Genomic DNA, 22,372 nt, shown 5'->3' with positions numbered 1-22,372 from the left:
ACGCGGTAAGACTTATACGCCTTACCGCGTCTTCCTTCAAATCACACCAGCATCCGCCCCCTGGCGTCGATGGCGTTGGCAACGGCCTCGTCGGTGGCCTCGTCGGGGAGCAGCATCTCGTTGTGCGCCTTGCCGGACGGGATCATCGGGAAGCAGTTGGCGAGGTTGGCCACACGGCAGTCGAAGATCACCGGTTTCCTGACGTCGATCATCTCCTGGATCGCGCCGTCGAGGTCGCCCGGCTTCTCGCAGCGGATGCCGTGACCGCCATAGGCTTCCGCCAGCTTGACGAAGTCCGGCATCGCCTCGGTGTAGGAATGCGACAGCCGGTTGCCGTGCAAGAGCTGCTGCCACTGGCGCACCATGCCCATGTACTGGTTGTTCAGGATGAAGATCTTGATCGGCGCCTCGTACTGCACCGCCGCACTCATCTCCTGGATCGTCATCTGCACGGAGGCGTCGCCGGCGATGTCGATGACCAGCGCATCCGGATGGGCGATCTGGACGCCGAGCGCGGCCGGCAAGCCGTAGCCCATGGTGCCGAGACCGCCCGACGTCATCCAGCGGTTCGGCTTCTCGAAGCCGTAGTGCTGGGCCGCCCACATCTGGTGCTGACCGACTTCGGTGGTGATGTAGGTGTCGCGGTCCTTGGTGAGCGCGTAGAGCCGCTGGATGGCGTATTGCGGCATGATGATCTCGTCGTTCGGCCGGTAGGCCAGCGAGTCGCGGGCGCGCCAGCGTTCGATCTGCTCCCACCAGGGCCGCAGCGCAGCCTTGTCGGCCTTCGCGCCGGCACGCCACAGCCGCACCATGTCCTCCAGAACGCGACCGACGTCGCCGATGATCGGCACCTCGGTGCGAACGTTCTTGTTGATGGACGACGGGTCGATGTCGATGTGGATCTTGCGCGAGTTGGGAGAGAAAGCATTCAGCCGTCCGGTGATCCGGTCGTCGAAGCGCGCGCCGATGCACACCATCACGTCGCAGTCGTGCATGGCCATGTTCGCCTCGTAGGTGCCGTGCATGCCGAGCATGCCGAGCCAGCGCGGGCCGCTGGCCGGATAGGCGCCGAGGCCCATCAGCGTCGAGGTGATCGGGAAGCCGGTCAGCTCGACCAGTTCGCGCAGCAGGTGGCTGGCCTCCGGACCCGAATTGATGACGCCGCCGCCCGAATAGATGATCGGCCGCTTCGCCGACGCCATCAGTTCGACCGCGGCGCGGATCTGCTCCAGGTCGCCCTGGAGCTTCGGGCGATAGGAGGAGCGCGGCGCGGTCTGCGGCGGCGTATACATCCCCTTCGCGAACTGGACGTCCTTGGGGATGTCGACGACGACGGGTCCCGGGCGGCCGGTGGTCGCGACCTGGAAGGCCTCGTGCAGGATGCCTGCGAGATCGTTGACGTCCTTGACCAGCCAGTTGTGCTTGGTGCAGGGCCGGGTGATGCCGACCGTGTCGCATTCCTGGAAGGCGTCGGAGCCGATCAGCGAGGTGGGCACCTGGCCGGTGATGCAGACGAGCGGGATCGAATCCATCAGCGCGTCCTGCAGCGGCGTCACCGCATTGGTGGCGCCCGGACCGGACGTGACGAGCATGACGCCCGCCTTGCCGGTGGAGCGGGCATAGCCCTCGGCCGCGTGGCCGGCGCCCTGCTCGTGGCGGACCAGGATGTGCTGGACGGTCTCCTGCTGGAAGAGTTCGTCGTAGATCGGCAGCACCGCCCCGCCGGGATAGCCGAAGATGTGCTCGACGCCGTTGTCGATCAGCGCCTGCACGACCATCTCGGCGCCGGTCATCTCGCGCCGCCCGGTTTCAACATGTGCCTTGTTCATCGATCTCGTCCCGTATTGTGCGCCGCTGCGGCGCTGGAGGTTCGTCTAGTCCTGTTTCGGCCAATAAAAAAGGCCCCCGAGGGAGCCTGTTCGTCGCGCATGGGGGGATCTCGCCCGGCGGTTACACCGCCTTGCCCATGCGCGCGCCTACTACGAGAATGATCCGGTTCGTCATGGGCGCGGACACTAAGGCGCTACCTCAGGCGCTGTCAACCGCAAATCGGACGCTCAGAACGCTGCGCCCCGTCTCCATTAACGGCACGTGAACCAATGCCCCGAACCCGCCCTTAACCCGGCAATGCCATCCTGTCTCCCAAACGACAAGAAGAAGCAGGACAGGGACGCGCCATCATGTATGCCGCAGAAGCACCGCGCGGGGAAGCGACGGCGCAGGAACGCCGGGATCCTCGCCAGCCCGATGCTCGGATGCTCGGCCGCGTCATCCAGTGCGACGGCGCGATGGCCGTCATCGCCTCCTATGCGGACGCCGCGGAGGGCGCGCCGACCAATCTCTGGAACATCGGCAAGCTGATCTCGGTCTCGACCGGCCAGACGCGCCTCGTCGGCATGGTGTGCTCGATCGAGATGCCCTCTGGGGTCTGGCTCGAGGACGAGCCCAACCCGATCAAGGTGCATCTCGAACTGATCGGCGAAGTGCGCGACGAGGAAGGCACCAGGCGGCCGGTCTTCGACCGCGGCATCACCGTCTATCCCAACATCGGTGCCATCGCGCACCAGATCCGCGCCCGCGACCTCGAAGCCGTCTACCAACTCGCCGGACGCCAGTCCGTTGTCATCGGCAGCCTGTCGCAGAATTCCAACATCGCCGCGCGCATCAGCGTCGATTCCATGCTCAACCGGCACTTCGCCATCGTCGGCACCACCGGCGTCGGCAAGTCCACCGCGGTGTCGCTGCTGCTGCACAAGGCGATCGAGGAGCGGCCGGACCTGCGCATCCTGATCCTCGACCCGCACAACGAGTTCGCGGCCGCCTTCAAGGACCAGGCCGCGCGCATCGACCAGCAGACGCTCGACCTGCCATTCTGGCTGTTCAGGCTCGAGGAACTGGTCGAGGTGCTGTTCCGCGGGCGCGACAACGTGATGGAGGAGGTCGACATCCTGCGCGACCTCATCCCGATCGCCAAGGTCTCCTACCGCAATCCCGGCGGACAGCTGCGGCTGCGCCGCGCGGCCGACATGGGCTCCATCACCGCAGACACGCCGCTTCCCTACCGGATGTCGGACGTTCTGCGCCAGATCGACGAACGCATGGGCTCCCTCGACGGCAAGCACGAGCGGCCGGCGCTGAAATCGCTGAAGAGCCGGATCGAGAGCATCGTCCACGACGCCTCGTACCGCTTCATGTTCGGCACCCACATGGTGGAGGACACCATCCACCAGTCGATCGGCCGGATCTTCCGCGTGCCGCACGAGGGGCGGCCGATCATGTGCTTCCAGCTCGCCGGCATGCCGTCGGAGGTGGTCAACTCGGTCTGCTCGGTGCTGGCGCGGCTCGCCTTCGACCTCGCCCAGAGCAGCCAGGGCAAGCTGAAGCTGCTCGTCGTCTGCGAGGAGGCGCACCGCTACATGCCGTCCGATCCGCGGCTCGGCTTCGCCCCGACGCGCCACGCGCTCGCCCGCATCGCCAAGGAGGGCCGCAAGTACGGCTGCTACCTCGGCGTCGTCACGCAGCGCCCCGGCGAGCTCGATCCGACGATCCTGTCGCAATGCTCCAGCGTCTTCGCCATGCGGCTCGCCAACGACCGCGACCAGGAGATCATCCGCACCGCCATCGCCGATTCCTCGGCCTCGACGCTCGCCTTCCTCTCCTCCATGGGGCAGCGCGAGGCGATCGCCTTCGGCGAAGCGGTGGCGACCCCGATGCGGCTGAAGTTCGAGGAACTGTCGGCCGACAAGATCCCCGGCGCCCATGTCGACAGTTCGCTGGGCAGCGTGGTCTCTCCCGAGGAGGTGGACCTGCAGGCCATCATCGACCGGATGCGGCGCATCGAGCGGCAGCCTGCGGCGGAACCGGAGGAGGACCAGTCCTTCTTCGGCGAGGGCAGCCCGCTGCTCAGGCGGTCGGTGGCCGAAGCCACGGGCGCGACGCCGGACTCCGGGACCGGCATCGCCCATGCACCCGCGCATGGCGGTGGCTCCGGCTTCGGCATGCCGTCCGCCGCCGAACCGCGGCGGCTGCGGCGCTTCGGCGACGCGCCCTTCCGATCCGGAGAGTAGACCGGCCCGCTCGCGAACGGGCAGTTCGCCCACCCCTCGCTCAGGGTGAATCCGGAGGACGGCTCAGGCGCAGACGCGGTTCCGGCCGAGACGCTTCGCCTGGTAGAGTTTGCGATCCGCGCGGCGGAAGAACTCGTCCGCGCTCTCGCTCCTGTCCCACACCGCCAGTCCGACGCTCGTGGTGACGCGCAGCGTGACGTTGCCGGTCGTGACGGTCAGCTGCGAGATGGCCGTGCGGATGCGCTCGGCGAGCTTGCCCAGCATGTCCTCGTCGAGATTGGGGGCCACCACGGCGAACTCCTCGCCGCCGAGACGCGCCGCGACGTCGTGGTAGCGCGTGAACTCGCGCAGGCAGTTCGCCACCTGGCGCAGAACCTCGTCGCCGACGTCGTGCCCATGCGTGTCGTTGACGGCCTTGAAGTTGTCGAGGTCGAGGATCATCAGCCCGACCGGTTTGCCGATGCGCTGGAATTCGGCGAGATACTCCCGCAGGGCGTCGTCGAAGTAGCGGCGATTGTGCATGCTGGTCAGTCCGTCGGTCAGCGCGGCGTGTTCCAGCGTCACCGAGCGGGCGCTCAGCGTTTCCGTCATGGCCCGCAGCTTTCCTTCCTCGCGCACCTGGGTGCGGATCAGCGGAAAGATGAAGAACAGGCCGAAGACGATGGCGGCGGCATTGAGGACCGCTCCGCCGAACAGCAGACGCCCGGCGAGTTCGTGGGCGGGGGCATCGTCGAAGTGGGGGGCGCTCAGCGCGCGGAAAGCGAACAGCAACAGGACGCACGTGACGAGGATCAGCGCCATGAAGACGAAGAAGGCCGTTTCCGATCGATGGAGGCGCATGTAACCCGTACCGCGATGACCGGCGCAGAATTGCACGGCGGCACTTACGGCGGCGTTAACGGTCGCAACCTGAGCGTGAAGGCGACGAAGAAGACTTAGGTCGTAGCGGAGAATACCCTCGCCGCGGACACCTCGCCCTGCAGATCCGTGATTCGATGCCATTCGGGTCCGAGCTGGTGGCGGAACCAGGTCTCCTGCCGCTTGGCATATTGGCGGGTGGCGGCCTTCGCCCGCTCGAGGGCCGCCTCCAGCGTCGTCGATCCCAGAAGGTGGCCGGCCAGTTCCGGAACGCCGATCGCCTTCATGGCGGGCAGCGCCGGATCGAGCCCGAGTGCCAGCAGCGCCCGCACCTCCTCGAGCGCGCCAGCCTCCACCATCGCGTCGAAGCGGGCGTCGATGCGCGCGCGCAGGAGCGCCCGGTCCGGCGCGATGACGAGGCAGCGCGCGGTCGCGGGGTCGATCAGCGACGGTCCCCGCATCGCCTGCCAGTGACCGATCGGCCGGCCGGTCGCCTCCAGGACCTCGAGGGCGCGGATGATCCGCTGGCCGTCGGCATGGCCGATGCGCGCGGCGGCCTCGGCGTCGCGGGCCGAGAGCAGCGCGTGGAGAGCCGCGGCGCCCTCGGACGCGAGCCGCGTGCGCCACCCTTCCCGAATCGCAGGCGGCACAGGCGGCACCTCGGACAGGCCGCCGGTGAGCGCGCGGAAGTAAAGCCCGGTGCCGCCGACAAAGACGAAACGCCCGCCGCCGGCTGCGGCGCCGGCGACGAGGTCGGTCACCTCGCGCAGCCACTGGCCGGCAGAGTGGGCGACCGAGGGAGGCACGTGACCGTAGAGATGGTGCGGCTGCCCGGCTTCCTCCGCGGCGGACGGCCGTGCCGTCAGCACGCGGAGCACACCGTAGACCTGCATGGAATCGGCGTTGACGATCTGCGCACCCGTCAAACGTGCAATCTCGAGGGCCAGCAACGACTTGCCGCTCGCGGTCGGCCCGGCTATCAGGGTTGCATTCCTCAACGGCACGATGCCGTCTCTCGGAGAAACCGTCTCGATGTCGCTGGTCGCCACGCTCATCTCCAGCCCCGCCGCCGCATCGCTGACGCGGGAGGTCGCCGATAGCGCGTCCCGTGCCATCGGCGCAAGGGCGCCGCGCTTCCTGGCCGACGGCATCGCCTGCGACATCGACCTGCCGGAAGATACGGACGCGGCCGGGGCCGAGGCGCGGCTTCGCGAGGCCCTGGCTGGCCTGCCGCTGGACATGGCCGTGCAGCCGGCGCGGGGACGCCGCAAGAGAATCCTGATCGCCGACATGGATTCCACCATGATCGACCAGGAGTGCATCGACGAACTCGCGGCGGAAGTCGGTCTCAAGGACCACGTCTCGGCCATCACGCGGCGGGCCATGAACGGAGAGATCGCCTTCGAGCCGGCGCTGCGCGAGCGCGTGGCCCTGCTCGAGGGACTGCCGCTCTCGGTGATCGACAAGGTGATCGCCGAGCGGATCACGCTGGCGTCCGGCGGGCGGCAGCTCGTCGCGACGATGCGCCGGCACGGCGCATGGACGGCGCTGGTTTCCGGCGGCTTCACGCTGTTCACGGGCCCGGTGGCCGAGCGGCTCGGCTTCGACGAGCACCAGTCGAACACGCTCCTCACGAAGGACGGCGTCCTGGCCGGCGCCGTCGCCGATCCCGTGCTCGGGCGCGAGGCGAAGGCGGAGGCGCTGACGGCGATCGCCGCTCGCCTCGGCGTCACGACCGAGGACGCGGTTGCGGTGGGAGACGGTGCGAACGATCTCGCCATGATCGGCCTCGCCGGCATGGGCGTGGCGCTGCACGCCAAGCCGGCAGTGGCGGCGCAGGCCCGATACCGCATCGACCACGGCGACCTCACCGCCCTCCTCTACCTCCAGGGATACTCCTCGGCCGATTTCGCCTCATGACCCCCCTCCTGACCGAGCGCCTCATCCTGCGGAACTGGGAAGATCGCGACCGCGCCCTCTTCCACCGCATCAATTCGGATGATTCGGTGATGGAGTTCTTCGGCTTCCGCCGCACCCGCGCCGGCTCGGACGCCATGATGGACCGCATGAAGTGCGACATCGCCACGCGCGGCTATGGCTTCTGTGCCGCCGAAATAGCCGCGACCGGAGAGACGATCGGCTTCGTCGGGCTGAACACGGCCGCCCTCCCCGGCATCCTGCCGGACGACGCGGTCGAGATCGGCTGGCGCCTGGCGCCGGAGTTCTGGGGAAAGGGCTACGCGACGGAGGCTGCCCGCGCCTGGCTCACTTTCGCCTTCCGCACGCTTGGCCTCGACGAGGTGCTGTCCTTCGCGGTCTGGACCAACGTGCGCTCGATCGCCGTGATGAAGCGCATCGGCATGAGCCGCATCGAGGACGGCGACTTCGATCATCCGCGTGTGGCAGCACCGAGCCTCAATCCGCACGTCCTCTACGGAATGTGCCGCGACGTGTGGGAGGACATGCAGGCCTGAACGCCAGGACCTGCACCGGCTGACGCCGGCGCCGCCACCACGGCGGCCTGATCAATCCATCCTGAGCGTCACGAAGCGCAGTTCGCCGGTCTTGGACGACAGCATCAGCAGCGCGTTGCGGCGGCCCTGCTCCTTCAGCGCGGCGATCCGGTCGACCACCTGCTGCGGCGAGGACACCGATTCCTGGGCGATCTCGGTGATCACCTCGCCGGCGGTTATGCCCTTGTCCGCGGCGGCCGAATTCGGCGCGACCTCGGTGATCACCACGCCGGACACGTCGGGCACGATGCCGAAGCGTTCGCGTGCGGCGTCGTCGATGGCACCGACTGTCATGCCGAGCACCGCTGCGGTGGCCACGGCCTCGCCCTCCTCGGCGTCTCCCGCCTCGTTCTCCGCCATCTGCTCGCCATCCTCGAGACGGCCGAGCGTGACCTTGACCACCTGTTCCTCGCCCTTGCGGACGATGACGACGTCGACTTCCTTGCCGACCGGGCTGTCGGCGACGATCCGCGGCAGGTCACGCATCTCCCTCACCGGCCTGCCGTCGAAACGGATGATGACGTCGCCGGCCTGGATGATGCCGTTGTCGACCGGTCCGCCCTTGATGACGCCGGCGACCAGCGCGCCTTCGGCCGTGGCCATGCCGAGGCTCTCGGCGATGTCGTCGGTGACGGGCTGGATGCGAACGCCCAGCCAGCCGCGGCGGGTCTCGCCGAATTCGCGCAGTTGGGCGATCACGCCGACGGCAAGATCGGAGGGGATGGAGAAGCCGATGCCGATGGAGCCGCCGGAGGGCGAGATGATGGCGGTGTTGATGCCGATCACCTCGCCGTTCATGTTGAACAGCGGGCCGCCGGAATTGCCGCGATTGATGGCGGCATCGGTCTGGATGAAGTCGTCATAGGGGCCGGAATTGATGTCGCGATTGCGCGCCGAGACGATGCCGACGGTCACCGTGCCGCCGAGGCCGAACGGATTGCCGATGGCCATCACCCAGTCGCCGATGCGGATGGCGCCGGAATTGCCGAACGGGACCGCCTTCAGCTTCTTCTTCGTCGGGTCGACCTTCAGCACCGCGATGTCGGTCTTGGTGTCGCGTCCGACGAGTTCGGCCTTCAGCTTGGAGCCGTCGGAGAAGTTCGCCTCGATCTCGTCGGCATCGGCGATGACGTGGTTGTTGGTGATGATGATGCCCTGCTCGGCGTCGATCACGAAACCGGACCCGAGCGACTGCACGCGGCGCGGCATGGCGTCGCCGCCGCGATCCTTGAAGAATTCGTCGAAGAAATCCTGGAAGGGCGAGCCCTCCGGCAGTTGCGGCATCGGCACCGCCTCTTCGCCGGCGCTGCCGCGGTTCTGCGAGGTCGAGATGTTGACCACCGCTTCCAGAAGCCCCTCCGCGAGGTCGGCGACGGAGGCCGGTCCTGCTTGCTGCGCCATGGCCGGACCGGCCGTCTGCGCCAGCAGGGAGGCTGCCGCGGCCGCAAAGGCAAGTCCGCGCACCGCCGGCAGGAACCGCTTGAGCATCATCGTCACCTTCTCCCGATTGGCCTGGACGCGGGTGCGCCGACGCGGACCCGTCGCCGCTGCAAGACGCCGACGCGACCGGTGTCGCGTCCGCTCCGTCGTCGGCAAGAATTAGGGCCAGTTTGCGGTCGAGGATAGCGCAAACCGGATAAAACCTGCGTTATCCCCGGACGAGCCAGACGATGCCGACGCCGACCGCCACGGCGGCGATGCCGCCATAGCGCAAGGTGTCGTCGGACATGTCGAGCACGTTGGAGGCGAGCCGGCGGGCAAGCGAGGGAAAGCCGCCATAGATGAGGCCCTCGATCACGAGGACGAGACCGAGGGCATCGATGAGGTCGCGCATGTCAGTTGGCTGCGGGGGCTGCGGGGGCTGCGGGCTCGACCGCCGGAACGGCCGGCTCGACCGCCGGCGCCGCCGGCAGAGGGCTGCCGCTGCCGCCTGCCGCCGCTGCCCCCGTCGCCCCGGTGTTCGACCGCCGCCCGGCATCATTGCCGAAATAGCGGAAGAACTCGGAGTCGGGCGACAGAACCATCGACGTGCCGCTTCCCTGCAATGCCTCCGAATAGGCTGCCATCGAGCGGTAGAAGTCGAAGAAGTCCGGGTCGCGCTGGAAAGCGTCGGCGAAGATGGCGTTGCGCTGGGCCTCGCCCTCGCCTCGGAGGATCTCCGATTCACGGCGCGCCTCGGCGATGATCTCGACGACCTCGCGGTCGGCCCGCGCGCGGATACGCGCAGCCGCCTCGCGGCCGCGGGCCCGCAGACGCTCTGCCTCGGCGAGACGTTCGGCCGACATGCGGTCGTAGGTCTGCTGCGAGACCTCCTGCGTCAGATCGGTGCGGCGGATGCGGACGTCCTGGATCGCGAGGCCGAGCGAGGTGGCATCGGGCCGGAGCTGGTCGCGGACCTCGAGCATCATCGAGGTGCGTTCCTCCGACAGCGCCGATTCGAAGCCGCGCAGACCGTAAACGCGGCGCAGGGCCGCGTCGAGGCGGGTGCGCAGGCGCTGTTCGGCGAGCGTCACCGAGCCCGAAACGGTCTGCCGGAAGACGCGCGGATTGTCGATCCGGTAGAGGACGAAGGCGTCGACCTCGTAGAACTTGCCGCCCGAGACCTGGACGCGGATGTCGTCGAGATCGAAGCGCATGATGCGATCCTCGATCATCTGGACGTTGTCCGCCTCGACGAAGCCGAAGGGCAGCTTGAAGTAGATGCCCGGCTCCGACTTGACGTCGACGATCTCGCCGAAGCGCAGCACGATCGCCTGCTGGCGTTCGTTGACGACGAAGAAGGAGGAGTAGGCGATGATGGCGATGACCGCGACGATCGCGGCGATGATGGGAAGCCGGTTCGACATCAGTTGGTCCCTCCCGTGGCGGGCGCACGGCGCTCGAGTTCGGGTAGCGGCAGGTACGGCACGACGCCGGTTCCGCCCGCGCCCTGCTCGATGATGACCTTGTTGGATCCCTTCAGGACCCCCTCCATCGTCTCGAGGAAAAGGCGGCGGCGAGTCACGTCCGGCGCCTTGGCGTATTCCTCGTAGACGGAGACGAAGCGCTGCGCCTCACCCTCGGCCTCCTGAACGACGCGGGTCCTGTAAGCTGCGGCCTCCTCGCGGATCTGGGCGGCCTCGCCACGCGCGCGGCCGAGCTGCTGGTTGGAGTACTGGTTCGATTCCTCGACGAAGCGGTCCTCGTCCTGCTCGGCGCGCTGCACCTCGTCGAAGGCGTCCGCCACTTCGCGCGGCGGCGCGGCGTCCTCGATCGAGATCGCATTGACGACGATGCCGGTGCGGTATTCCTCGAGCGATCCCTGGATGATCTGGCGCACCTCGTCGGCGATGCCCTGACGATCGTCGCGGAAGATATCCTGCGCCGGGCGCCGGCCGACCACCTCGCGCACGGCGCTCTCGGCGATCTGGCGCACGGTGTCGTCGGGGCTCGCGACGTTGAAGAGATAGGCGGCCGGATCGGCGACCTGGTAGGCGACGGAGAACTTCACGTCGACGATGTTCTGGTCGCCCGAAAGCATGAGGCCGGACGAACCGCCGCCGCGCACTTCGCCGATGTTGACCAGCTTCTCGGCGGTGTTGGCCTTCTCGACGGTCTCGATCGGCCACCAGTGGAAATGCAGGCCCGGCTGCGAGAGCTCTTCCTTCGGCTTGCCGAAGCGGAGTTCGACGGCCAGCTCATCTGGCTGAACGGTATACACGGACTGGAAGGCCCACAGCGCCACCAGGCCGACGGCCACCAGGCCGACGATGGCGGGCGAGAAGCCGCCGCCGCCCGGCAGGGCATGCTTCAGACGGTCCTGGCCGCGGCGGATGATGTCCTCCAGATCGGGAGGCGTCCCCTTCGGGCCGCTCGGACCGCGCGGCCCCTGCCCCCAGGGTCCGCCGCCTCCGCCGTTGCCGCCGCCGCCCCCCAAGGGCCGCCGCCACCGCTCTGATTGCTCCAGGGCATGAATGTCCTCTCGTTTGGTGGGTGCCGCCCGACCTGCGAGGGGCGAAACCGATGGGCGTGTTATAGGGATGCGACCCCACCCTTTCAACGCGACACGGGGCGTGAATGCGGCGAATTGCGATGCCTTGTCGCGGAAAAACGCCGAGAGCCGGCAAAACCCCTCCTAACGATGCGCGTTGGCGGGCGTTCCCGCGCGTTCGTAGAGGACGTGGCGGGTCGGGTGGCTGTCGCGCGGCCCGGCCGGATGCTGCTCCTCGGAAACCGCACGCCAGACCGCGGGATCGATTGCAGGGAAACGCGTGTCGCCATCGACCGCAGCGAGGACATGGGTGACGTGCAGCCGGTCGGCACTGCCCATCGCCTGCCCGTAAATCTCGCCGCCGCCGATGATGCAGATCTCGTCGCCTGCGGGAAGGCAGCGGCCGCGGATGCGCGCCAGCGTGAGCGCGTCGTCGAGTGAGCCGACCACCTCCACCCCCTCGGCACGCCAGGCGGCATTGCGCGTCACGACCACGTTCAGCCGCCCTGGCAAGGGCCGGCCGATGCTCTCGAAGGTCTTGCGGCCCATGATGACCGGCTTGCCCATGGTCTGCGCCTTGAAGCGCTTCAGGTCGGCGGACAGCCGCCACGGCATGTCGCCCTCGCGGCCGATGACGCCGTTCTCGGCCACGGCCACGTGGATCGCGATCGCGGTCATGCTCAGCCTCCCGAGGAAGGTTGCGGGTCGACGGGTTCCAGGATCAGGATCTCCAGGTTCTTTTCGGGGTAGTAGTCGGTCGCCCGCATCTCGAAGGTGGACGGCCCCGTCTTCGTCACGCCCTGCCCGCAGAAGGAGACGAGGTTCTTCGGGTCGCCCTTGTCGACCGTCAGGCGGAAATCGCCGATCGTTCCGGAGGCCCAGTTGCCACCGGTCCTCAGGATGTAGGACAACCGCGTCTCGAACAGGCGCGGATAGCCGTCCGGCGAGGCCTTCGCCGCCTTCAGAACCGCCTTCTCGAAGCCCGCGTCCATGCAGTAGCGGGCCTGGTAGTCCGCATGGTTTCCGCCGCCGATACGCCCGTCGCCGAAGAAGGTGAGCCCGGCGGAGGAGCCCACGCTCGGCGTGTATCGGTGCGAGACGGCCACGTCCCGTCCGGCGGGAAACGTCATCCGCCACCAGTAGGTCGTGGCGAGCCGCCAGAACGGACTCACCACGCGCTTCATGCCCGACCCGTCGTCATATTCCTCGATGACGACGATGCCGCGCGTCAGCCAGCCGTCGACGACGTCCTGCGGCAGCTGGGCCAGCGCCGCCTCCGCCGCTCCGCCGTAAGGAAACAGCGGGATGCCGCGCGCGACGAGGTCCTGCGTCACGTCGATGCCGACGGCGAAGGCGCGCTGCTCCAGCGCAGGCGCCACGACCCTGCCGTCGACGGAGACCGAGAAGCCGAGGAAGTCGTCTCCAGCGTCGAAGGGAATCGATACGTTCAGATAGGGATTGGCCTCGATGTCGGGCATCGGAAAGGCGACGATGGAGGAGACGTCCGCATCGGAGCGGTTGCGGAAGACGTAGTCGACCCGCACCGCCTCGCGCGACAGGAAGAGATCCTCGCGGGCCATCTCGACGACGTCGCTGCGCGACAGGACGAGGCCGCCGGCCCCGAGTTCGGCGGTCGAGTCGTTGGCCCGTGCGGCGGTCGCCGCGAGAACGAGGAGGAAAGTGACGGCGGCGCGCTTCATGGGGTCCCTCGGCAGTCGGCGCATCGCCGGTGCCTCATGGCAGGAATCCGGCGGGTGCAGACGGGCTCCTCCATAGCCCGAAACGCCGCGGCCGTCGATTGCGGCCGCGGCGGCGGACGGGATGCGACGCGGCGCGCCTCCGGCGACCGGCCGCCCCGGTCGCGGGGCGGCGACCGGTCCCTTCGTCGTCAGAACGCGACGCGGGCGTTGAGGCGGAAGGTGCGCCCAGGCTCGAAATGAGGCTTCACACCGAGGAAATCCTGGCCGTAGCTCGCCCGGCTCGTATAGGTCTCGTCGAAGATGTTGCGCGCCTCCAGCCGCAGCGTCACGTTCTGCCGCGAGGGCGGCGTCCATTCCGCGAAGGCGTTGAAGACCTGATAGGCCGGCAGCGGCAGCTTGTCGGAAACCGGGTCCGACGGGTGCCTGGCCAGCGTGGCGTCACTTTCGAGGCCGAACTCGGCGTCGCCGCCCAACGTCAGACCCCAGGGCTCGTGGCGCCAGCCCGCCGTCAGCGTCGCGATCTGGCCGAGCGGAGTCGTCAGGTAGCGTCCGACCTCCGAATCGGCCGCCACGCCGTCCACCTCGCCGCGGATGTCGGCATACTTCGCCCTGACCCAGGCGTTGCCCCAGTCGTAGCCGGCGCCGACCTCCCAGCCCCAGCTGTCGAGGTCGTAGCTGCGGGTGGCGCCGCCGCCGTAGACGGCCGAGCGGGCATTGCGGATGTCGGACTGGAAGACGTTCCCTTCCACCGTGAAGCCGTTCCACCTCGCCTCCAGCCCGGCGGTCAGGCTGACCGAGGTGACCGGCGACGGCCCGTCGCCATAGGTCCAGGCGGGGTTCTGGATGAAGTTCTCCGCCAGCGGGACGCCGCCCCAGACCCGGGCCGCACCGGCCTTCGCCGTGAGGAAGTCGGGCACGAGGTCATATTCGCCCGAGACGTTGCCGGAGATGCCCGCATTGCGCCACTCCGAACGGTCGGTTCCGGTGAACCACTGGTTGTCGACACGGCCGCCGAAGGACAGGCGGGCACGGTCGGTGGGTTCCAGACGCGCCTGCGCATAGGCTCCGACATTGCTCGCCTTCTCCTCCGGGTGCTCCTCCGCGCCCGGCTCGCTGTAGTCGAGCTTCGCGCGGTCGGAATAGAAGTCGATGCCGGCGGTCACGCTGCCTGCGTCGAGGTTGAAGCGGTTCTCGACCTTGCCGTTGACGCTCGCCGTCGCACCGACCGCGGGCGCCAGGAGAGCGCCGGAGCCGCGGCTGTAGACGGGTGTCTCGACCTGGGTGCGGCTGTAGGCCAGCACGATCTTCGGGTCCCACCAGCCGGCCGGCTTGTCGACCGTGTAGGTGAAGACGGTGTTCTGGCGGTCGAGCGTGTACTGGCGCAGCACCGGCTCGTTGCGGATGTTGATGTAGGCGTTGGCCCGATAGGGACGCAGGTCGTCGTCGCGCACCTGCTCGTGGCTGAGCTCGAACCGGTGGCCGCCGAGGGTCTCGTAGGCCACCTTGCCCAGGCCGCTGATCAGATTGGTTCCGGTGCCGAGCATCTCCTCGCCGTTGCCGGCCTGGTAGTTGCCACCCTGCGAATAGTTCACGAAACCGAGATATTCGAAGCCGCCGTGGCGGCCATAGCCGCTGACGCCGCTGACGAAGGTGCCGGAGTTGGTGTCCCAGGTGCCGCTGAGGAAGCCGCCGAAGGTCCGGCCCGGCTGAAGCAGGTCGTCCACGTCGACCGTCTCGAAGCCGATGGAGCCCGCGAAGGCGCCGGGACCGGCGTCGGCAGGCGCCACGCCCGCCTGCACGGTCACCGCCTTCAGCAGCGCGGGATCGAGCAGATAGGTGCCGTTGTGGTGGAACACCTTGTTGTTCTGGCGCGAGCCGTCGACGGTGACAGCGAGGTTGGTCTCGTCGACGCCGTTGACGTAGAGCTTCTGGGTGCTGGGAATGGCACCGCCGACGGCCACGGCAGGCTCACCGGCGAAGATTTCCTGCAGGTCGGTCGGCTGCTTGCGCTCCAGTTCCTCGCGCGTGACGGCGATCACCTGCGTTCCGGCCGAGCCCTCGGCACCTGCGCCGACGTCGAGTCGCGGCAGGACGGTCACCTCGTCGTCCGTCTTCGCCTTTTTGCTCTCGGCTGCCGGATCGCGGAGCTGGGACTGGGTCAACGCGGCCCCCGCCGACGAAACGAGGAACACGAGGGACAGCGCGGTCCCGAACGACAGGTTGCGACAGGCGGCCATGGGCTCCCCCGGAAAGACGGTCGATGGTTGATGGTCTGCAGGTCGAAGACCCCTGCCGGTCGGGTGGGAGCCGGCTCGCGGCCGGTCGTTGCCTGGCCGAAGCCCTTACCGGGAGAGCGGCGGCTGCGCAACATTACCTGATTGAAATAGTCTGAATATCAACTGCCGCCTCCCAAGCATCGTGGCGACGATGCAACAGGTCGGCGGACGCGGTCGTCTCCTGCGCCGGGTCAGCGCAGCGGGCGGGCTCTCGGAGCCGGCCGTGTCGTCGCGCGCGCCGGGTTTCAGACGGCGACGTCGGCCGCGATCGGCGGATGGCTGTCGTAGCCCGTCACCACGAAGTCCTCGATCCGGTACCCGTCGATGGTGGCGGGCCGGCGCGCCAGCGAAAGCGACGGGAACGGCCTCGGCTCACGCCGCATCTGTTCGCGCGCCTGGTCGAGGTGGTTCAGATAGAGATGCACGTCGCCGCCCATCCAGACGAACTCGCCGGGAACGAGATCGGTCTGCTGCGCCACCATGGCCTGGAGCGCCGCGGCGCCGACGAAATTGAAGGGCAGGCCGAGCAGCGCGTCGCCGGAGCGCTGGTACATCGCCATGTTGAGGCGGCCGCTCGAATGGACGTGGAACTGGTAGACCATGTGGCAGGGGGGCAGTGCCATGCCGGGCAGGTCCGGCACGTTCCAGCCGTGGAACAGCATGCGCCGGCTCCCGGGATTCTCGCGGATCGTGCGGATTACCTCGGCGATCTGGTCGTGCTCGCGTCCGTCCGCGCCCTGCCAGCGCCGCCACTGCTTGCCGTAGACGGGGCCGAGCTCGCCCCAGCGCGCGGCGAATGCCTCGTCGGCCAGCACCCGGGCCTCGAACCCGGCCTGGTCGATCGCCGCGCCGGTCTCCCGGCGGTAGCGGGCGAGCGGCCAGTCGGTCCAGATCCGCACGTTCTCCCGGAGCAGTTCGCGGATGTTTGTGCCGCCGGTGAGGAACCAGAGCATCTCCTTGATCGCCGTCTTCCAGAAGACCTTCTTGGTGGTCAGCACCGGGATCGTGCCGTCCGACAGGTCGAAGCGCATGGTCGCCCCGAACACCGACAGCGTGCCGACGCCGGTGCGGTCGACGCGGCGGTCGCCGCCCTCCAGGATCCGCTCGATCAGGTCGAGATACTGCCGTTCGGGATGGGTCCGCATCGTGCCGTCCATTCGCTGCGCATCGCCCGCTCCGGGCGGCGATTCCCGCGTGGCACGGACAGTAGACGAGGACGGGGGTCCGCGCACCCTTGCGGACGGGCGATCCCCAGACGATTGCCCGCCGGACTGCGAGCCGGCCGGCGCCGAGCTCCCGAGCGAGCCCAGGGCGCGGTCTCACGGCAGGGTTCCCCTCCCCCGCCGATCTTCGCCTTCCAGATCAGCGGGTTCGGTGCGCGCTGTCCGTGTGCTTGCCATCTTGACGTCCCCGCCGGCGCAATAGAGATAGGAGGGGCCCGATGCCGATGCATTCCTCCCCCGAATTACGGTGTGACATTCATGAATGAAGCGGCCGCCTACCGCCTGGAGCGGGATCGCCTCGTGCGCGTCATCGAAAGCTCGACGAGCGAGATCTTCATCTTCCGATCCGACGACTTCCGGTTCGTGTTCGCCAACAAGGGTGCTCAGGAGAATCTGGGGTTCTCGGCTGCCGAACTCAGGAGCATGACGCCCCTCGACATCAAGCCGGACTTCGACCGCGCCTCCTTCCTGACGCTCATCGGGCCGCTGCTCGACGGTTCGGTGCGTCAGGTCGTCTTCCAGACGGTGCACCGGCGCAAGGACGGGACGCGGTACGTCGCCTCGATCCGGCTGCAACTGATGGACGAGAGCGAGCCGGCGCTGTTCTACGCGGCCGTCCAGGACGTGACCGCGCGGGTCGCCACCGAGAGGCAGCTCGAGCAGACGAGCCGGCGGCTCAACGCCGTCCTGGAGAACACGATGATGGGGGTGTTCCTGATGGATGCCCGCCAGCACTGCGTCTACATGAACAAGGCGGCCGAGCGGATGACCGGCTACAAACTCGAGGAGACGGCCGGGCGGCCGCTCCACGACGTCATCCACCACACGCATCCCGATGGGCGTCCCTTCCCGATCGAGGACTGCGCCATCGACCGCGCGCTGCCCCGGGAGATGCAGGTGCAGGGCCGCGAGGTGTTCGTCCATAAGGACGGTTCGTTCTATCCCGTGGGCTTCACGGCGAGCCCGATCCGCGACGAGAACGGCAACGGTATCGGAACCGTCATCGAGGCACGCAACATCACCGAAGAGCTGCAGGCGGAGGAGACGGCCCGCGCCTTCAACGAGAACCTGGCCGTGCAGGTCGAGCGCGCCGTCGCGGAGCGCGAGGCGCTCACCCTCCAGCTGATCCAGTCGCAGAAGATGGAGGCGATCGGCAAGCTGACCGGCGGCATCGCGCACGACTTCAACAACCTGCTCCAGGTCATCGGTGGCAACCTGCAGCTCCTGTCGAAGGATCTGGCCGGCCATGATCAGGCGCAGGCAAGGATCGGCAACGCCCTGGCCGGGGTGTCACGCGGGTCGAAGCTGGCATCCCAGCTCCTGTCGTTCGGCCGGCGTCAGCCCCTGCAGCCTTCGGTCATCAACATCGGCAGGCTGGTCCGGTCGATGGACGACATGCTGCGTCGGGCGCTCGGGGAGGCCGTCGAGGTGGAGACGGTGATTTCCGGCGGGCTCTGGAACACCGCCATTGACGCCACGCAGCTCGAGAACGCCCTGCTCAACCTGGCGATCAACGCCCGGGATGCGCTGGGCGGGCAGGGAAAGCTGACCATCGAGGCCAGCAACGGCTTTCTCGACGATGCCTATGCGCGCGAGTACGCCGACGTCGCGCCGGGCCAGTACGTCGTCATCGCGGTCACGGACAACGGGCCCGGCATGACGGAGGAGGTGCAGCGGCAGGCCTTCGATCCCTTCTTCACCACCAAGCCGGAAGGCCAAGGCACCGGCCTCGGGCTCAGCATGGTCTACGGCTTCGTCAAGCAGTCCGGAGGCCACATCAAGATCTACAGCGAGCCCGGCGACGGCACGACGATCCGGATGTACCTGCCGCGCTCGACCGATCCCGAAGCCGTTCCGCATCCCAAGAAGGCGAGCGCGCCCGTCGGCGGCAGCGAGACGATCCTCGTCGTCGAGGACGACGAGGACGTGCGCGAGACGGTCGTGGCCATGCTCTCCGACCTCGGTTACAAGGTCGTCAAGGCCAAGGATGCCGACAGCGCGCTGACCATCGTGGAGAGCGGGCTGCCGATCGACCTTCTCTTCACCGACGTGGTGATGCCGGGCAAGCTTCGCAGTCCGGAACTGGCGCGAATCGCGCAGAGCCGGGTGCCCGGGATCAAGGTTCTCTTCACATCGGGATACACGCAGAACGCCATCGTGCACGGCGGCAAGCTGGACGAGAACGTCGAGCTCCTGAGCAAGCCCTATTCGCGCGACGAACTCGGTCTCAAGATCCGGTCGGTGCTCGGGCCGGCGAGGATGCCCGCGGCCGAAAGGCCCCGCCGGCTGCGCGTCCTGATCGTCGAGGACGAGCCCCTGATCCTGGTGACGGCGGTGGAGATGGTGGAAGACCTTGGCCACGAGGTGCAGCAGGCGCTGACCGTGGCCGAGGCGGAGCGGATCCTGTCCGGCGGTTCCATCGACCTCTTGATGGTGGATCTCGGATTGCCCGACGGGAGCGGGCAGGATCTCGCCGCTGCGGCGCAGCGCAAGCACCCGCGCCTGAAGGTCCTGATCGCATCCGGCCAGCAGCTGTCGCTGGACGGTGAGCCGGCCATGGCGGCCGTATCGAAACCGTACAGCGAAAAGCAGATCGCCGCGGCGATAGCCCAGCTCTTCGGCGCAGCGGAAAAGGGCTGAACCGCCCCAGGGTCCAGTGGCGACGGCAGCGCGGGAACGGCCCGAGCGGCGGCTCGCGGGACGCCCGGGACAGGCACGTGCTCACCGCCACCGGCACGCCGGAACATCGCGCCAGCGGGAACTGGCGTCGCAACCCTTCGACCTCGCCCCGCCCGGCGGGAAGCATCCCGCTGTGCTGAACGACGGCGACCCCCTCCCGGGCGGCTCCGCGGACGGCGGCGCCTACCCGCAGATCCCCGCCGATCAGGAGGCCGTGCGGCTGCCGACGACCGCCTTCCTCGTCACGCACCTCCTCCTTGCGCCGGCGGTCCTGGACCGGCTGGGATCGGTGGAGGCGAGCGCCGCGGGCTGCCCGGCGCTCTCCAGGCGGAGACAGCCGACCCGCGACGACTTTCGCGCTCGGGTCTCGCTCCGGCTCGGGCTCACTCCGGAGCGGCGGCGCGCGGCGCGGCGTGAGCGGGGTTGCCGCCGTCGAAGCTGACCGATTTGACGACGGCGTAGACGTCGCGGCCTGCGGCTATGTCGAGGGCCTGGATCGAGCGGCGGGTGATGCGGACAAGCAGGCGGTCGGTGCCGCTCGCCAGCGTCACCAGCGCGTCGGCCCCCTCGCCCGATGTCACGTGCTCGATGCGCGCAGGCAGCACGTTGAGCGCGCTGATGCCCGCCGGCGCCTGCGTCATGATCATGACGTCGCGCGCCCGGATGCGGGCGCGGACCTTCGTGCCGATGGGCCGGTCGATGCGCGGCAGGCGCCACTCGCCGGCGGACGAGCGCAGCACGGTCAGGCCGAATTCGTCGTCCTGGGACGCGATCTCCAGGTCCACCAGCGCGCCCGTCTCGTCGCGCTCGCCCACGGGCAGCGCATCGGGTCGCGACAGGACGTCGGCGGCCGGGCCCGCGGCACGCACGCGGCCGCCGGACAGGACGACCACGTCCGTCGCCAGCCGCGAGACCTCGGCGATCGAATGGCTGACATAGACGATCGGAATCCTGGTCTCGTCGCGGAGCCGCTCGACATAGGGCAGGATCTCGGCCTTGCGCGCATCGTCGAGCGCGGCCAGCGGCTCGTCCATGAGGATGAGCCGCGGGCTCGCGACCAGGGCCCGGCCGATGGCCACGCGCTGCTTCTCGCCGCCCGACAGGAGGCCCGGACGGCGGTCGAGCAGGTGGCCGATGCCGAGCATGTCGACGACGGCGGCCATGTCGGCATAGCGCTCGCGCGGCGGCGCGAAGAAGCGACCGTAGCGCAGGTTCTGGCCGACGGTCAGGTGCGGGAACAGCCGCGCGTCCTGGAACACGTAGCCGATGCGCCGGCGGTGCGCGGGAACGAAGATCCTGGCCGCGGTGTCGACGAGGACGCGGCCGTCGATGGCGATGCGGCCTTCGGCCGGCCGGACGAGACCGGCCACCAGATTGACCAGCGTGGTCTTGCCCGATCCCGACGTGCCGAACAGCGCCGTCAGCCGGCCGCCGCTCTCGAAGGCGGCTTCGAGGTCGAAGGCGCCCTGCCGATGGCGGATGTCGACGGACAGCGTCATTCGATGTCCATCCGCCGGCTGATGCGCCGCGCCAGCACCTCGGAGGCGACGAGCGCCGCCATGGCGATGGCGATCGAGACGAGGGTGAGCCGGAGCGCGCCGACGTCGCCGCCGGGGACCTGCGTGAAGGTGTAGATCGCCGAGGGCAGCGTCTGCGTCTCGCCGGGAATGTTGGAGACGAAGGTGATGGTCGCGCCGAACTCGCCCATCGCCTTGGCGAAGGCAAGGATCATGCCCGCGATGATGCCGGGCAGGATCAGCGGCAGGGTGATGGTGGCGAAGACCCAGGCCGGGCTGGCGCCCAGCGTGCCGGCCGCAGCCTCCAGCCGGCGATCGACCGCCTCGATCGACAGCCGGATCGCCCGCACCATCAGCGGAAAGGCCATCACCGCGCAGGCGAGCGCCGCCCCCGTCCAGCGGAACGAGAAGACGATGCCGCAGCAGCTTTCGAGAAAGGCGCCGGCAGGCCCCCGCCGCCCGAAGGTCAAGAGCAGCAGATAGCCTGTGACGACCGGCGGCAGGATGAGCGGCAGGTGCACGATGCCGTTCAGGATCGACTTGCCCCAGAACGATTTGCGCGCCAGCACCCAGGCCACGACGATGCCGAGCGGCAGCGAGGCGATCGTGGCCCAGACGGACACGCGCAGCGACAGCCGCACGGCGTTCCATTCGTCGGGACTGAGGTGCAGCCACTCCATCCGCGGGGAAATGCCGCTCAGTTCGAAACGACGGGCGCCAGGACGGTGAAGCCCTGCTTCTCGAACAGGGCCTTCGCCTTCGCCGTCTGCAGGCAGTCGAGGAAGGCCGGTGCGGCATCATGCGTCGACGCGGCGGTCCGCGCCACCGGATAGACGATCGGCGGGTGCGTGTCCTGCGGGAAGCTGGCGAGGATCTTCACCTTCGGATCGGCGGCCGCATCCGTCTGGTAGACGATGCCGAGCGGGGCCTCCCCGGTGGAGACGAGCGCCAGCGCGGCACGCACGTTCTCGGCCTGTGCCACGTCGGCCTCGACGGAGGCCCAGACGCCGAGTTTTTCCAGCGCCGCCTTGCCGTATTTGCCGGCCGGAACCGCATCGACATTGGCCATCGCGAGCTTGCCGTCGCCGAGCAGCCCGGCGAGATCGAAGCGCGGGGCGATCTCGGTTGCGGCCGTCGAATCCGCCGGCGCGATGAGGACGATCCGGTTGCCGAGGAGTTCCAGCTCCGTGTCCTTCCTCGTCAGGTTCCTGTCCGAGAGATAGGCCATCCAGGCGAGGTCGGCGGAGATGAAGACGTCCGCCGGCGCGCCCTCCTCGATCTGCCTGGCGAGCGCGGAACTGCCGGCATAGGAGATCGTCGCCTCTTCGCCGACATCCGCAGCGCAGGCCGCGTTGACCTCGTCCAGAGCGTTCTTCAGGCTCGCCGCGGCGAAGACCGTCAGCCTGCCCTGCGCCATCACCGTCGAGGCACCCGCCATCAGCGCGAGCGCGCCGGCCAGAACCGAAGTGATGGCGAGACTGGCTTTGCGAATTGTCGTCATGGAACGGACCCTGGCTGGAGACGCGGCCGGCCGCACAGCGCGCCTCGCTGGCCGACCGTTATATCCAG

Annotated in this window: 17 protein-coding genes and 1 pseudogene; 4 read left to right on the top strand and 14 right to left on the bottom strand. The window is 68.5% G+C overall.

Going from position 1 to position 22,372, the window contains the following annotated elements; genetic code table 11:
• Nucleotides 1-41: 41 nt before the first annotated feature.
• Nucleotides 42-1,829, bottom strand: a complete 1,788-nt coding sequence (locus tag IAI54_RS03605; RefSeq protein ID WP_235679236.1) for an acetolactate synthase 3 large subunit — start codon at nucleotides 1,827-1,829, stop codon at nucleotides 42-44.
• A 351-nt stretch (nucleotides 1,830-2,180) separates the two neighbouring features.
• Between IAI54_RS03605 and IAI54_RS03600 the strand changes: the two genes are divergently transcribed.
• Nucleotides 2,181-4,067, top strand: a complete 1,887-nt coding sequence (locus IAI54_RS03600) for an ATP-binding protein (RefSeq protein ID WP_187971058.1) — start codon at nucleotides 2,181-2,183, stop codon at nucleotides 4,065-4,067.
• A gap of 63 nt (nucleotides 4,068-4,130) precedes the next feature.
• Here IAI54_RS03600 and IAI54_RS03595 read toward each other — a convergent pair whose 3' ends face one another.
• On the bottom strand, nucleotides 4,131-4,907 hold the full coding sequence (locus IAI54_RS03595) for a GGDEF domain-containing protein (RefSeq protein ID WP_187971057.1): 777 nt from the start codon (nucleotides 4,905-4,907) through the stop codon (nucleotides 4,131-4,133).
• 95 nt (nucleotides 4,908-5,002) lie between these two features.
• Nucleotides 5,003-5,980 (bottom strand): tRNA (adenosine(37)-N6)-dimethylallyltransferase MiaA, encoded by a 978-nt coding sequence (gene miaA, locus IAI54_RS03590; RefSeq protein ID WP_187971056.1) that lies wholly within the window; start codon nucleotides 5,978-5,980, stop codon nucleotides 5,003-5,005.
• Between miaA and serB the strand changes: the two genes are divergently transcribed.
• A complete protein-coding gene (gene serB / locus IAI54_RS03585; protein WP_187971055.1) occupies nucleotides 5,958-6,845 on the top strand; it encodes a phosphoserine phosphatase SerB in 888 nt (295 codons plus the stop codon). The two genes, miaA and serB, sit on opposite strands and share 23 nt — an antisense overlap.
• Entirely contained in the window at nucleotides 6,842-7,399 is a 558-nt protein-coding gene (locus IAI54_RS03580; protein WP_187971054.1) for a GNAT family N-acetyltransferase, read from the top strand. Before serB ends, IAI54_RS03580 begins: the two co-directional genes overlap by 4 nt.
• Before the next feature lie 51 nt (nucleotides 7,400-7,450).
• On the opposite strand, the gene IAI54_RS03575 is transcribed toward IAI54_RS03580, so the two are convergent.
• From IAI54_RS03575 to thyA, 8 genes and pseudogenes are all read right to left on the bottom strand, one after another.
• Nucleotides 7,451-8,929, bottom strand: coding sequence for a DegQ family serine endoprotease (locus tag IAI54_RS03575; protein WP_187971053.1), 1,479 nt, complete (start codon nucleotides 8,927-8,929; stop codon nucleotides 7,451-7,453).
• A gap of 157 nt (nucleotides 8,930-9,086) precedes the next feature.
• On the bottom strand, nucleotides 9,087-9,272 hold the full coding sequence (locus tag IAI54_RS03570; RefSeq protein WP_187971052.1) for a DUF2065 domain-containing protein: 186 nt from the start codon (nucleotides 9,270-9,272) through the stop codon (nucleotides 9,087-9,089).
• A gap of 1 nt (nucleotide 9,273) precedes the next feature.
• Nucleotides 9,274-10,284: a protease modulator HflC gene (hflC, locus tag IAI54_RS03565; protein WP_187971051.1), complete on the bottom strand. Its 1,011-nt coding sequence runs from the start codon at nucleotides 10,282-10,284 to the stop codon at nucleotides 9,274-9,276.
• Nucleotides 10,284-11,389, bottom strand: a pseudogene (hflK, locus tag IAI54_RS03560) (FtsH protease activity modulator HflK). Before hflK ends, hflC begins: the two are co-directional and overlap by 1 nt.
• Before the next feature lie 163 nt (nucleotides 11,390-11,552).
• Nucleotides 11,553-12,086, bottom strand: a complete 534-nt coding sequence (locus IAI54_RS03555) for a dihydrofolate reductase (RefSeq protein ID WP_187971050.1) — start codon at nucleotides 12,084-12,086, stop codon at nucleotides 11,553-11,555.
• A 2-nt stretch (nucleotides 12,087-12,088) separates the two neighbouring features.
• Nucleotides 12,089-13,108 carry a DUF4424 domain-containing protein gene (locus IAI54_RS03550; protein WP_187971049.1) on the bottom strand — a complete coding sequence of 340 codons (1,020 nt, stop codon included), beginning with the start codon at nucleotides 13,106-13,108 and terminating at the stop codon, nucleotides 12,089-12,091.
• Between the two features lie 188 nt (nucleotides 13,109-13,296).
• Nucleotides 13,297-15,345 carry a TonB-dependent receptor domain-containing protein gene (locus IAI54_RS03545; RefSeq protein ID WP_187971048.1) on the bottom strand — a complete coding sequence of 683 codons (2,049 nt, stop codon included), beginning with the start codon at nucleotides 15,343-15,345 and terminating at the stop codon, nucleotides 13,297-13,299.
• A gap of 284 nt (nucleotides 15,346-15,629) precedes the next feature.
• On the bottom strand, nucleotides 15,630-16,529 hold the full coding sequence (thyA, locus tag IAI54_RS03540) for a thymidylate synthase (RefSeq protein WP_187971047.1): 900 nt from the start codon (nucleotides 16,527-16,529) through the stop codon (nucleotides 15,630-15,632).
• Nucleotides 16,530-16,865: 336 nt separating this feature from the next.
• Between thyA and IAI54_RS03535 the strand changes: the two genes are divergently transcribed.
• Nucleotides 16,866-19,247 (top strand): hybrid sensor histidine kinase/response regulator, encoded by a 2,382-nt coding sequence (locus tag IAI54_RS03535; RefSeq protein ID WP_210321203.1) that lies wholly within the window; start codon nucleotides 16,866-16,868, stop codon nucleotides 19,245-19,247.
• A 422-nt stretch (nucleotides 19,248-19,669) separates the two neighbouring features.
• Here the strand turns inward: IAI54_RS03535 and modC are convergent, their stop codons facing one another.
• The 3 genes from modC to modA are packed head-to-tail and all read right to left on the bottom strand — an operon-like array spanning nucleotide 19,670 to nucleotide 22,304.
• Nucleotides 19,670-20,785 (bottom strand): molybdenum ABC transporter ATP-binding protein, encoded by a 1,116-nt coding sequence (gene modC, locus IAI54_RS03530; protein ID WP_187971045.1) that lies wholly within the window; start codon nucleotides 20,783-20,785, stop codon nucleotides 19,670-19,672.
• Complete coding sequence (gene modB / locus IAI54_RS03525) at nucleotides 20,782-21,483, bottom strand: molybdate ABC transporter permease subunit (protein WP_187971044.1); 702 nt, start codon at nucleotides 21,481-21,483, stop codon at nucleotides 20,782-20,784. The genes modC and modB overlap by 4 nt, the downstream gene beginning before the upstream one ends.
• 17 nt (nucleotides 21,484-21,500) lie before the next feature.
• Complete coding sequence (modA, locus tag IAI54_RS03520) at nucleotides 21,501-22,304, bottom strand: molybdate ABC transporter substrate-binding protein (protein ID WP_187971043.1); 804 nt, start codon at nucleotides 22,302-22,304, stop codon at nucleotides 21,501-21,503.
• Nucleotides 22,305-22,372 lie beyond the last annotated feature (68 nt).

The organism is Aquibium microcysteis, from assembly GCF_014495845.1.
Classification (GTDB): Bacteria; Pseudomonadota; Alphaproteobacteria; order Rhizobiales; family Rhizobiaceae; genus Aquibium; species Aquibium microcysteis.
The sequence above is the reverse complement of the archived record's forward strand: the minus strand, read 5'-3'. Positions and strand labels throughout refer to the sequence as shown.